The organism is Specibacter sp. AOP5-B1-6 (assembly GCF_052376555.1).
Lineage (GTDB): Bacteria > Actinomycetota > Actinomycetes > Actinomycetales > Micrococcaceae > Specibacter.
The window spans coordinates 30,513-42,259 of the sequence record NZ_JBQSVT010000025.1 but is presented as its reverse complement, the minus strand read 5'-3'; the positions used below and the strand labels follow the sequence as shown (position 1 = coordinate 42,259).

Genomic DNA, 11,747 nt, shown 5'->3' with positions numbered 1-11,747 from the left:
ACCGGCACAGCGAAAAGAGCGCACGCCATGAAATTCTCTGTATTCACCGCTTCCACTCCGGAATGGACCCCGGAGGAAGCCGCCACCACCCTTGCCGCCCAAGGCTGGGACGGCATCGAATGGCGAATTACGGACCAGAAAGACGCCGCTGAACCGGGGTTTTGGGCCGGGAACAAGTCCACCTGGCCGCTCACCGGCCTGGAAAAGAACCTTGGCCGAATCGCGGACATCACCTCAACCGCCGGCCTCAAATATTCCGGCCTCGGAGGATACGCACGGTGTGACAACCATGTGGACGTGGAGCGAATCCTGGCGGCGACGGCCCGACTGGGCGCAGGACAAGTTCGTGTTGTGGCGTTGCCCCTGGGGACAGCAGCCATGGGAGGGGAACCCACCGGGCGTGATTACCGGGACCTCTTTGCAGAGACCCGGGAGCATTTTTCCTGGGTGGCTGAGAGGGCGGCGTTCCATGGCGTAAAGGCCCTTCTTGAGCTGCACCACCAAACGGTGACCTCGTCTCCGTCGTCTGCCCTGCGACTGGTGGAAGGACTGAACCCGGACCATGTGGGTGTCATCCACGACCTGGGAAATCTCATTGTCGAAGGTGGGGAGGAAAACTTGGCAGGGCTGCAGCTTCTGGGCGCGCATTTGGCGCACGTTCATGTGAAAAATGCAGTGTGGTCCCGACAGCCTGTCAATGGATCGGATGCCGCGTGGAAGCACGAGTGGTCAACGCTTCGAGGGGGAATCGCAGACGTGCCAAGTTATTTCAAGTCTTTGGCAGCTGTAGGTTACGACGGCTGGGTGACGGTTGAAGACTTCTCCACCGAACTCCCTCTTGTGGAGCGCACTGCGGACAACCTGGCCTATCTTCGTTCGCTCGCTTCCCGGACCTGACATGCGGCGGCTCACAACCGCGCGGGGTGACTTGGCGGTGTCACCGGGCCGGGGAACTGCTGCACAAACCGTCGTCCACCGACGGGTAACGCAGGAAGTGGACAAAAAGACGGCCAAAGTCAAAAAATATGGTGAGAGCTGCGTTAAAACAGGGACCAAGCCGGGCGAGTCTGCCACTTTGTCGATTACGATAAACTTACGTACGCTAATTATCCCTACCGCCAAGAGGCTCCCATGAAGTCCCTGTTCAGCAAGAAGCAGTTCAGCAAAGCCGCGTTGGCGGCGTTGGCTGGACTATCCGCATTGACGCTCGCAGCCTGTGGTGGGGCACCGGCTCCGGCAGGCAGCAGCGGCGCTGCCGGCGGTGCGCAAGATGCCATCACCGTCTACAACGCCCAGCACGAATCGCTGACCCAGGCCTGGGTTGACGAGTTCACCAAGGAAACAGGCATCAAGGTCACCCTGCGCCAGGGCAGCGACCTGGAGCTGAGCAACCAGATCATCGCAGAAGATGCCAAGTCGCCCGCCGATGTTTTCCTGACCGAAAACTCCCCGGCCATGACCCAGGTCGAGAACGCGGGTCTCTTTGCCGACACCAGCGCCACGGTTCAGGAACAGGTGCCGGCCGAATATCGTCCGTCCACGAACAAGTGGACCGGCATCGCCGCACGCAGCACGGTCTTCGCCTACGACAAGACGAAGCTCAAGGCGGACCAGCTGCCCAAATCCATCATGGATCTGGCCGACCCCGCGTGGAAGGGCCGCTGGGCCGCGTCGCCGTCCGGCGCCGATTTCCAGGCCATCGTCTCGGCCATGCTGGAGCTCAAGGGCGAGGATGCCACCCTGTCGTGGTTGAAGGCCATGAAGGAAAATTCCAAGGCCTACAAGGGCAACAGCACCGCCATGAAGGCAGTCAATGCCGGCGAAGTTGAGGGCGCGGTCATCTACCACTACTACTGGTTCGGGGACCAGGCCAAGACCGGCGAAAACTCCAACAACGTGGCCCTGCACTACTTCAAGAACGAAGATCCGGGCGCCTTTGTCTCCCTCTCGGGCGGTGGCGTTTTGGCCTCCAGCCAACACCAGGACAGCGCCTCGAAGTTCCTCGAATTCGTCACGGGCAAGGCCGGCCAGACCATCCTGCAAACGGGCACCAGCTTTGAATACCCCGTTGCCAGCGGCGTCGCCCCGAACGACAAGCTGACTCCGTTGGCTGACCTGCAGGCGCCGAAGATCGACCCGGCGAAGCTGAACTCCGCCAAGGTCACCGACCTGATGACGCAGGCCGGCCTGCTCTAGCTCCAATGACTCTTAAACAAGGCACGACGGCGGCAGGCGGGCCGGGTGCCAAGAACTCACCGAAGCAGGCTGGGGGCCGGGGCACACGCCTCGGCCCCTGGCCCGTCGTCGTCCTGTGCTTGTTGATCGCCGCGTTCTCGCTGCTGCCGCTGGGGTTCGTGGTTGTCGCCACCGCCAACACCGGCTGGGACTCGATCGTTGCCTTGGTGTTCCGTCCGCGTGTTGGCGAACTGCTGCTGAACACCGTTTCCCTGGTGCTGATCACCGTGCCGCTGTGTGTCGTGATCGGAGTTGGCGGGGCATGGCTCATTGAGCGCACTGCGCTGACCGGTCACAAGGCTTGGGCTGTGCTGTTTGCCGCGCCGCTGGCCATTCCGGCCTTCGTGAACAGCTACGCCTGGGTCAGCGCCATTCCATCGCTGGGCGGGATCTTTGGCGGTGTGCTGATCTCGGTGCTTTCTTATTTTCCGCTGGTGTATATTCCCGTGGCGGCCGTGCTGAGCCGGCTGGATCCGGCGCTGGAACAGTCTGCAGCGTCGCTCGGACTGGGGCCGTGGAAAGTGTTCTTCCGGGTGGTGCTGCCGCAATTGCGTCTGGCAACGGCCGGCGGGGCGCTGCTTGTGTCGCTGCACCTGCTGGCGGAATATGGTGCATTTGCCATGATCACCTTCGACACGTTCACCACGGCGATCTACGACCAGTTCCGGTCCACTTTCAACGGGGCAGCGGCCAACATGCTTGCCAGCGTGCTGGTGCTGTTTTGTTTGCTGCTCCTGCTGGCCGAGTCCAGGGCCCGAGGCAGCGCCCGCTACGCGCGGGTCGGGGCCGGTGTGCAGGCGAGCCCCGGCCGACTGCAGCTGGGCCTCTACCAAGCCCCGGGACAGCTGGGACTGCTTGCTGTTACAGGGCTGGCCCTCGGTGTGCCGCTGTGGCATGTGGGCCGCTGGCTCATTGCCGGGGGAGGCGACATTTGGAAGCGCGACGCCCTCGTTGAAGCGTTGCTGCATACCCTCGGCTATGGCTTGGCGGGGGCAGTCCTGACAACTGTGCTGGCTTTCCCCCTGGCCTATTTGGTGGTCCGGCATCCGGGGCCCGTCAGCAAGATCCTTGAAGCAGTCAACTACCTGTCCAGTTCCATGCCGGGCATTGTGGTGGCGCTGGCCCTGGTGACCATCACCGTCCACAATGTGCCCGCCATCTACCAAAGCTCGATGGTGCTGGTGGCCGCCTATGCGCTGCTGTTCATGCCCCGGGCACTGGTCAACCTGCGGGCCGGCCTGGCCCAGGTGCCGCATGAGCTGGACGAGGCTGCCCAGTCGCTGGGCAAACCCCCGTTGCTTGCCTTCCTGCGCGTGACGCTGCGGTTGTCCGCTCCGGCGGCGGCCGGCGGGGCGGCACTGGTTTTCCTCGGCATCGTCAATGAACTGACCGCGACGCTGCTGCTGGCACCCAGCGGCACCCGCACCCTGGCCACCCAATTTTGGTCGCTGAGCAGCGAAATTGATTACACGGGTGCCGCCCCGTATGCCTTGTTGATGATTGTGCTCTCGGCCCCCATGACCTATGTACTCTTCGTGCAATCCAAGAAGGCGGCCGGTCAATGACCACCCAGCCCAACGACCCCGGGCCCGGGCCTGAACCCGGGGGTGCCGCCAACAGCAGGCATCCCGGCAGGCATTCCGGCGCGCATTCCGGCGCGCATCCCGGCGCGCTGTCGGGCGGCCCTGCGCCCGGCGACGCTGACAGCCGGACCTTCGTCCGCGACTCGAGCAATGCTGCGGACCATTTACAGGTTGCCGCCGTCCGCAAGAGTTTTGGCGCCACGGAAGTCCTCAAGGGCGTGGACCTTGCCGTGGCCCAGGGCCGCACGACCGCCATTGTGGGCCCCTCCGGCTCCGGAAAAACCACACTGCTGCGCTTGATAGCGGGCTTCTCCGCCCCGGATTCGGGCCGGATCGCCCTTGGCGGGGCCGAGGTTGCCGGCCCGTCAAAGTGGATCCCGGCGCACAAGCGCAGTGTTGGCTACGTGGCCCAGGACGGTGCGTTGTTCCCGCACTTGAGTGTTGGCGCAAATATTGCCTTCGGGTTGCCCCTGCGCGGCAGGGCCGCAGCCCTGCGGGTCGGGGAACTGCTGGAAATGGTGTCCATGGACAGGTCCTACGCCAAGCGCCGCCCGCACCAGCTTTCAGGCGGGCAGCAGCAGCGGGTCGCACTGGCCAGGGCCCTTGCCCGCCAGCCCGAGCTGATGCTGCTGGATGAACCGTTCAGCGCACTTGATGCCGGCCTGCGGGTCGCAACCCGCAGGGCCGTGTCCAAAACCCTCGAACAAGCCGGCGTAACCACCATTTTAGTCACCCACGACCAGGCCGAGGCGCTGAGTTTTGCCGACCAGGTGGCCGTCATGCGCGACGGCAAACTTGCCCAAATCGGCAGCCCCTTCGTCGTGTACACCCGCCCGGCCGACAGGGCCACGGCCGAGTTCCTCGGCGACGCCGTCATCCTCGAAGCCTGGCTGGAGGGCTCCCTGGCACTGTGTTCACTGGGCGGCATCCCTGTCCGCCGCCCACCTGCACAGGGCAGGGTGCACCTGATGCTGCGCCCCGAACAGATCCGCATTGCCAGCGGCGGACCCATCCGCGGGCGCGTGGTCGACACCGACTACTTCGGTCCCGAAACCACCGTTCGAATCAGGTTGGAGCCCGTCGCGGTCGACGCCGAGCACCCGCTGGATCCGCACCAGCCCGTCGGCGGCGAGATCATCAACATCCGGCACTGGAACGCCATGCTGGCACGGCCCGGCACCGAACTGTCGCTGAAGGTGGTGGGTGAGGGCGTCGTCTTCCCCTGGGGCGGATAACCCCGCTGGTTCCCGCTGCCCACCCACGCCAGCGCCGATGCGGGCCCGCCGCCCGCAAACCCGTTCCGGCTTGCTTGGCCGAGCACGCGAGGTGAGCCTCACAGCGCCAGGAGGCGGCGCCGTCGTGCCTTGATTTCAACGTAGGCGGTGGCAAGAAGCAGCAGTGCCACCCCGAGGCCAAGGGCGACGGCGGCCGGAACCATTGCGCTGAGGAAGACCAGCACCAGCGCAAGCACCACTGTGGGTATGCCCCACGGAAGGACAGAGCGCCCGGCCTGGCCGTAACGCAGCGACACCGTGGCGTTGGCGGCGTAGAACAGGGCAAGCCCGCCGCCCAGGGCGATGCCGGCGCCCATGGGCAGCGGTGTGAATGGGGCGGGGATGGCGGTGGCGATGCCCGCGGCGATCGAGGTCACCCCGACAATCAAGACAAACGGCATGAACAGGGTGGTTTGCAGGATGCCGGTAAAGTCCTCGCGGGTCCGCAGTGCCTGCAGGCCCGTGGTGAGCGTGCCCATGCCGTATTGGAAGAACGCCCAGCCAAGGAGCGCAACGATGACGAAGCCCAGCGCTGCCGCCAGTCCGGCGCCCGGGTTCCAGTTCTGGGCCGCCTCGGTGACGATCGTGAAGACCGACTCGCCCAGGACGATGATGACGAACAAGCCAAGGCGCTCGGAGGCGTGCTCAATGTTGATTCCGGCCATGCTGCGTTCGGCCCCGATGCGATTGCTGTTGGCGACCATGCCGACCTCGACGGCGATGGACAGTGCCCACAGAACGACGGCGGCAGGCAGCGGCAGCATCGCGGCGAGGAGCCAGAGCAAGGCCGTGCCGCCGTTGTAGACCCAGATCCGCCACGGGGAATCGGCGGAATGTTCGCGGTGCTGGTACAGCTGTGAGACTTGTTTTAGCTGGTCTGGGACTGGCTGGCAGGATAGTTACCGGCCGCTCCACACTGCAGGCGTGACCCTTGGTACAACTGACCCTCATGGTGTCCTTTTGTGGACTTGTCCGTCTACCAGGATGGTTCGGCCGGTACCCGTCCGGCCCACCACGGTAGCTTGATTAGAAGATTGTCCACTCTCACGGGCGTGACCCCTCACAGTTCTGTTCCGTAGTGATTCCTACCCGGACTTGTACCGGCCGTCAACGGCCACCAACCAAGTCCATCACAAAAGGAAAAGCACGGTGACCGCTCTGTCTATCGTCTCTCATTGCCACCCATTTGTCGTGGGTGTCGACACTCACGCACGCAACCACGTCTACGCCATCCTTGACGCCACCAATGGCGCACTGCTGGATACGCAGTCTTTCCCGACTACCGCGGCCGGTATCAACCGCGCCATCAAATGGGTCGCACGCCGCACCAACGCCGACGCCGATACCCTCTGGGTTATCGAGGGAGCCGCGTCCTACGGAGCGATCCTCGCCGGTACCGTAGCCGCCCATGGATTCCCCGTTACCGAGGCTCCTCGTATGGATGCCAAGAAGAACCGCGGTGTCGGTAAAACCGATGCCTTGGACGCCCACCGGATGGGCATGGCCGTGCTGTCGTTGCCGGTCGAGAAACTGCGCTGCCCCCGCTTGAATGAAGGGATCCGCCAAGGCTTGCGGATCCTGGTCACCGCCCGCGAGTCCATGACCAAGGGCCGTACCCGTTCGATCAACGCATTGAACGCTTTGGTACGAAGTAACAATCTCGGCATTGATGCCCGCAGGAAGCTCACCCCAGTCCAGATCGAGGAGATCTCACGCTGGCGTGAACGCGTGGAAGAACTGGCTTTGAGTATCGCCCGCTCCGAGGCGGTCCGCCTCGCCAAACACATCCTGGACCTCGGTGAGCAGTTGGAGTCCAACGAGCAAAAGCTGGACGAGCTGGTCAAGGTCAGCGAAGCCGCGCCCCTGCTTGAGGAGAAGGGATTCCAGGCGGTCGCCGCGGCGAAATGTCTGGTGGCGTGGTCGCACGAGGGACGGGTCCGTAGCGAGGCTGCCTTCTCCTGTCTGGCCGGCGTGAATCCCATCCCCGCATCGTCCGGGAACACCGTTCGGCATCGGCTGAACCGTGGAGGCGATAGAAGGCTCAACAGTGCTCTTCACATGGCCGCGATCACCAGGATGACCTACGACTCTGAAACCTGCGACTACGTCGAGAAACGACGTGCCGAAGGTAAGACCGACAAAGAAATCCGACGTTGCATCAAGCGCTATCTGGCCCGTCGGGTGTTCAGGATTCTGACTGCCGCGGCTCAGGCGACAAAGGTGCAGGAAGCGGCTTGACAGATATAGAAGAGTCCACAGCACCAGCAGCAGGATGCGCATGGCAGCGTTGGCCAGGGAGAAGGCCCACGCGCGTTCGCCAAAGGCTTCGGGTGCGGCGGCCGCCATGAGCGCGGACGCCGCCATGGCAGCCAGCATGGCCAGGCCCAGTGATCTTGCCGTGAGCCCGGGCAGCAGGTTGATGACGGAGACAATGTTGGCCCAGGCCCACCAGGCTGGAAAGAAGAGCAGAACAAAGGTGCCGAATTCAGGCCAGCCGGGATCGCCGTGGATGCCATGGGCCAGCTGCCCCACGAAGGCCACAAACACCAAGTCGAAAAACAGCTCCATCCAGTGGACTCGGCCTGGTGCCCGAGCCGGCCGGGATTTTCCGTCCATGCGCCAATCGTAGACCTGCGTCGCATCCCCGGGAGAGTTGGTGTGTTCGGACCACAACTTCAACCGCGGGAGCGATGCCGGTGCCGTTCCCCGGGGACGAAATGGTGATGGTTGGTGACGCAACAGCCCAGGTGTGGTTAGCGGCCAGAATGTGTGTATGGAAAGTGGCTTTTGGCCAGTAATCACATGGGAGTCAGGGCCCTGTACATGCTTTGAACGGATGGTGCCACATGAAAGCGCAAAAAACCCCCGAAATCCGTGGATTTCAGGGGTTCTGGCGGGGCCTCCAAACAGAATCGAACTGTTGACCTTCTCATTACGAGTGAGACGCTCTACCAACTGAGCTATGGAGGCCTGTGCTAGCCAGGCTCCGATTGGAGTGGTCAGCTGAACACAAGAATCAACTCTAATATGCGCGGGGCGGATGTACAAAATCCGCCCGGAAGCAAACGGCTAGCAGCTGGTTCCCTCCGACGGCACCTTGCCGTCCACAAAGTACGCGTCGACCGTGGACGTGATGCATTCGTTGGCCCGCCCGTAGGCCGTGTGGCCGTCGCCCTTCCACGTCACCAGGACGCCGGAATCAAGCTGGCTGGCCAGTTTCTCCGACCATTCATACGGTGTGGCCGGGTCGCCGGTGGTGCCAACAACCAGGATCGGTGCGGCGCCTTTTGCCGAGATTGGGGCCGGGGCGCCCGTGGCCGGGACGGGCCAGTATTTGCAGGACAGGCCAGAGTAGGCCAGCATCTCCCCAAACGTGGGGGAGGCCTTTTTCAACTGCTCCGCCTGCTCGCGCATGTGCGCGGTGTCCCAGTTCATGGGGTAGTCAAGGCAGTTGATGGCGGTGAACGCAGCGGAGGTGTTGGAGTTGTACTTGCCGTCGGAGTCGCGGTCGGCAGAGAAGTCGGCCAACATCAACATGCCCGAGGCGTCACCGGCAAAAGCCTGGCTCAGGGCACCCGTCAAGGGCTCCCAAAGGTCTGTGGAGTACATGCCGAAGGCCAGTGCGCCGGTGAATTCGGTGCCCGTCACCACCCGGCCCTCTGGAGTTTGCTGGGGAGTTGCCGCGTATACGGCATTCAACTCGTGGATCTGGCCCAGGGCGTCGTCGACGCTTCCGGAAACGGGGCAGTCGGCGGTGTCCAGGCAATCCTTGGCCCATGCCCGCATGGCTTGTTCAAAGCCCTTGGCCTGGCCCATCGAGACCTCATCTATGTCCAGTGAGGGGTCCATCGCCCCGTCGAGGGAGAATTTTCCGACCCGCTCCGGGAAGAGTCCGGCGTAGGTGGCACCCAATTTTGTGCCGTAGGAGAAGCCCATGTAGTTCAGGGCCTTGTCGCCGACCACGGCGCGGAGAATGTCCATGTCGCGGGCAGAGCTGACGGTGTCAATGTGGCCCAGGTCCGGGCCGGAGTTCTTCTTGCACAAGTCTGACTGGGTCTTCGTCTCGGCCTCGGCGGCGGCAAATCCGGCGTCGGTGGACATGTCAAAGTCCTGCTGCCGCGCCGCATCCATCTGCGCATCATCGAGGCACTTCACCCCTGCCGAGCGCTGCACCCCGCGCGGGTCAAAGCCCACCACGTCATAGGCGTCGCGCAGCTTCGGTGAGAACATCGTCTGCGCCCCGTCCTTGACCATGTCCACGCCGGAGCCGCCGGGTCCGCCCGGATTGACGAGCATGGCGCCCAGCCGTTTGCCGCTTGCTGGCAGCCGGTTCACCGCGAGCTTGATTGAGTCTCCGCCGGGCTTGGCGTAGTCCATCGGAACCTCAACCTCGGCGCATTGGAAGCCGCCGTTGCACGACGTCCACGTCACGGCCTGGGTGTAAAAATCCTGCAGTTCGGCGGGCACGTCCCCCACCACATCCGCGGAGGCCGACGTCTCCACCGGCCGGTCTGGTGCCAGCACCGAGCACGAGCTCAGCAGCATCGCAGCCACCGCGGCAGCGGCGATGAGCAGTCGGGAGCGGCGGTTGTGCTGGTGGCGGGTGTTTCCGGCAGGCATACAGGAGTCCTTCACAGGTTAGAGCAGGCTGACTGCCATGGCTTCAAGGGCCAGCAGCGGGGCAACATTGGTGGTGGTGAGCCGGCGGCGTGCGGCGTTGATGGCGTCCATGCGTTCAAGCGTGGCCTCTGGCCGGGCGCGGGCAGCAAAGTCCTGCAGCGCCCCGCGCAGGGGTTCGTTGACAAGTTCCACGTTTTCACGTTCGACGCCGGTCCCTCCCCGGGCGTCCAGCTGCAGCACCAGCACATCCCGGTAGAAGGACAACAGATCCGTGAGCGTGCGGTCAAGATGGTCTGTCACCGACCGCTTGGCGCGGCGCTTTTGGTCGTCTTCCAGCGCCCGCACCTGACTGCGCATGGGCGGTGGCAGCGTCCCTGTCTCGGGGGCGCCAAGGTTCCGCAGCAGCGTGGCTTTCTCGACGGCGTCGCGCTCTTCATTGGAGGAGGCGGCCTCGGCCTGGGCCAGTTCCAGTACGGATGCGGCGGCCATGACGGCGGTGGTGACATCGCGGAGGTTAAGGGGCAGCCGCACTGTGGTGTCGCGCCGTTCCCGTGCACCGGTGTCGGTGGCCAGCCGGCGGGCGATGCCGATGTGGCTCTGGGCGGCGCGGGCGGCGGTGAGCGCCAGCTCGGGGTCGATGCCGTCGCGGCGCACAAGCAGGGCGGCGACGTCGGCCACAGGGGGCAGGCGCAGCGTCAGGGTGCGGCAGCGGGAGCGGATGGTGACAAGGACATCTGCCGGGCTGGGCGCGCACAGGATCCAGATGGTCCGCGGCGGCGGCTCCTCGATGGCCTTGAGCAGCACGTTGGTGGTGCGCTCGGCCATGCGGTCGGCGTCACCGACGATCATGACGCGCCAGCGGGCCGACGACGGGCTGTCGTGGGCCTTGCGCACCAGGTTGCGGGCTTCCTCGATGGTGATGGTGGTTTTTTCGGTGGCGATGAAGGTGACGTCGGCATTGGTGCCGTTCATGGTGGTGTGGCACGCCTTGCAGATGCCGCAGCCGCGGGCGGCCAATTCGGGGCGTTCGCACACCAGTGCCGCGGCAAACGCCAGCGCCGCGTTGGAGCGTCCGGACCCCGGCGGGCCGGTGAGCAGCCACGCATGGGTGGGGCTGCTTGACTGGGCGGCGCGGCGAAGCTGCTCCACCACGGATTCCTGGCCCTGAAGATCCACCCAGACACTCATGCGCTGCCGACGCCCTGGGGTGTGGAGCTGCGCTCGGTGCCGTTGCCGGGTGCGGCAAGAAGGGTGTGGACCTGTTGTTCGATGGCCTGTGCCAGCTCTGCGATGGCGTCCCGGGCGGGCAGCACCAGATAGCGCTCCGGGTGCGCTGCGGCCAGGGCCAGAAAAGCCGTGCGGATGGTTGCGTGGAAGTCGTCCGGTTCGGATTCCATCCTGTCCTCGGCAGCGTCGCCGGCCGTGCGCCGTTCGCGGCCGTCGGCGGGAGTCACATCCAGCAGCACCGTCAGGTCCGGCCAGAGACCGCTCGTGGCCCAGTCGTTGAGCTGCAGGATTGCTTCGGTGCCCAGACCGCGGCCGGCACCCTGGTAGGCGATGGAGGAGTCGGCGTACCTGTCGCTGATGACAATCTCGCCGCGGGCGATGGCGGGGCTGATCACCTGGACGGCGTGCGCGGCCCGGGCGGCGGCGAAGATGAGCGCTTCGGTCTTGGCATCAATTTCGCCCTGGCCGTGTTCAAGCACCAGGGAGCGCAGTTTTTCGCCCACGGGAGTGCCGCCTGGTTCACGGGTCCGCACGACTGTGCGTCCGGCGTCGGACAGGGCCTGGGTGAGCAGCGCGGCTTGGGTGGATTTTCCGGCGCCGTCGCCGCCCTCAAAGGCTATGAAAAGGCCCGGCAGCGGGGCAGAGGAATCAGTCACCCCACCAGCCTACCGGCCCAAGCTGAATGGTTCCCCGCCGGGCGGCCGGGTTGTCCACAGGCGGCGGTTGTCCACAATATTGCCGGACCGTGTCATATTGGCTGGCGTCATATTGGACGGCGGCCGGGAAGTGGCGGTCTACGCTGGAAAGC

The 11,747-nt window shown here is 64.6% G+C and carries 9 protein-coding genes, 1 tRNA gene and 1 pseudogene; 5 read left to right on the top strand and 6 right to left on the bottom strand.

Annotated features, from left to right (window positions below; all coding sequences use genetic code 11):
• The first annotated feature begins 27 nt into the window (after window positions 1–27).
• From ACT3TS_RS13225 to ACT3TS_RS13210, 4 genes are all read left to right on the top strand, one after another.
• Complete coding sequence (locus tag ACT3TS_RS13225; RefSeq protein WP_444531980.1) at window positions 28–897, top strand: sugar phosphate isomerase/epimerase family protein; 870 nt, start codon at window positions 28–30, stop codon at window positions 895–897.
• Between the two features lie 234 nt (window positions 898–1,131).
• Window positions 1,132–2,196, top strand: coding sequence for an iron ABC transporter substrate-binding protein (locus ACT3TS_RS13220; RefSeq protein WP_444531979.1), 1,065 nt, complete (start codon window positions 1,132–1,134; stop codon window positions 2,194–2,196).
• A gap of 5 nt (window positions 2,197–2,201) precedes the next feature.
• A complete protein-coding gene (locus ACT3TS_RS13215) occupies window positions 2,202–3,800 on the top strand; it encodes an ABC transporter permease (protein ID WP_444531978.1) in 1,599 nt (532 codons plus the stop codon).
• Window positions 3,797–5,053 carry an ABC transporter ATP-binding protein gene (locus ACT3TS_RS13210; protein WP_444531977.1) on the top strand — a complete coding sequence of 419 codons (1,257 nt, stop codon included), beginning with the start codon at window positions 3,797–3,799 and terminating at the stop codon, window positions 5,051–5,053. The genes ACT3TS_RS13215 and ACT3TS_RS13210 overlap by 4 nt, the downstream gene beginning before the upstream one ends.
• Window positions 5,054–5,151: 98 nt before the next feature.
• On the opposite strand, the gene ACT3TS_RS13205 is transcribed toward ACT3TS_RS13210, so the two are convergent.
• Window positions 5,152–5,946 (bottom strand): low temperature requirement protein A, encoded by a 795-nt coding sequence (locus tag ACT3TS_RS13205; RefSeq protein WP_444531998.1) that lies wholly within the window; start codon window positions 5,944–5,946, stop codon window positions 5,152–5,154.
• Window positions 5,947–6,241: 295 nt separating this feature from the next.
• Between ACT3TS_RS13205 and ACT3TS_RS13200 the strand changes: the two genes are divergently transcribed.
• On the top strand, window positions 6,242–7,330 hold the full coding sequence (locus tag ACT3TS_RS13200) for an IS110 family transposase (RefSeq protein ID WP_209676708.1): 1,089 nt from the start codon (window positions 6,242–6,244) through the stop codon (window positions 7,328–7,330).
• A gap of 18 nt (window positions 7,331–7,348) precedes the next feature.
• Here ACT3TS_RS13200 and ACT3TS_RS13195 read toward each other — a convergent pair.
• From ACT3TS_RS13195 to tmk, 5 genes and pseudogenes are all read right to left on the bottom strand, one after another.
• Window positions 7,349–7,660: pseudogene (locus ACT3TS_RS13195) on the bottom strand (low temperature requirement protein A); the annotation flags it as partial.
• Window positions 7,661–7,989: 329 nt separating this feature from the next.
• Window positions 7,990–8,062, bottom strand: a tRNA-Thr gene (locus tag ACT3TS_RS13190).
• 99 nt (window positions 8,063–8,161) lie between these two features.
• Complete coding sequence (locus ACT3TS_RS13185) at window positions 8,162–9,712, bottom strand: alpha/beta hydrolase (protein ID WP_444531976.1); 1,551 nt, start codon at window positions 9,710–9,712, stop codon at window positions 8,162–8,164.
• Between the two features lie 18 nt (window positions 9,713–9,730).
• Window positions 9,731–10,900, bottom strand: a complete 1,170-nt coding sequence (locus ACT3TS_RS13180; protein WP_444531975.1) for a DNA polymerase III subunit delta' — start codon at window positions 10,898–10,900, stop codon at window positions 9,731–9,733.
• Window positions 10,897–11,595, bottom strand: coding sequence for a dTMP kinase (gene tmk / locus ACT3TS_RS13175; protein WP_444531974.1), 699 nt, complete (start codon window positions 11,593–11,595; stop codon window positions 10,897–10,899). Before tmk ends, ACT3TS_RS13180 begins: the two co-directional genes overlap by 4 nt.
• Window positions 11,596–11,747 lie beyond the last annotated feature (152 nt).

Excerpts from the sequence above, each read along its gene's own strand:
- ACT3TS_RS13220 (WP_444531979.1), top strand. The coding sequence starts at position 1,132 with ATGAAGTCCCTGTTCAGCAAGAAGCAGTTCAGCAAAGCCGCGTTGGCG.
- ACT3TS_RS13185 (WP_444531976.1), bottom strand. The coding sequence starts at position 9,712 with ATGCCTGCCGGAAACACCCGCCACCAGCACAACCGCCGCTCCCGACTG.
- ACT3TS_RS13210 (WP_444531977.1), top strand. The coding sequence starts at position 3,797 with ATGACCACCCAGCCCAACGACCCCGGGCCCGGGCCTGAACCCGGGGGT.
- ACT3TS_RS13180 (WP_444531975.1), bottom strand. The coding sequence starts at position 10,900 with ATGAGTGTCTGGGTGGATCTTCAGGGCCAGGAATCCGTGGTGGAGCAG.
- ACT3TS_RS13215 (WP_444531978.1), top strand. The coding sequence starts at position 2,202 with ATGACTCTTAAACAAGGCACGACGGCGGCAGGCGGGCCGGGTGCCAAG.
- ACT3TS_RS13225 (WP_444531980.1), top strand. The coding sequence starts at position 28 with ATGAAATTCTCTGTATTCACCGCTTCCACTCCGGAATGGACCCCGGAG.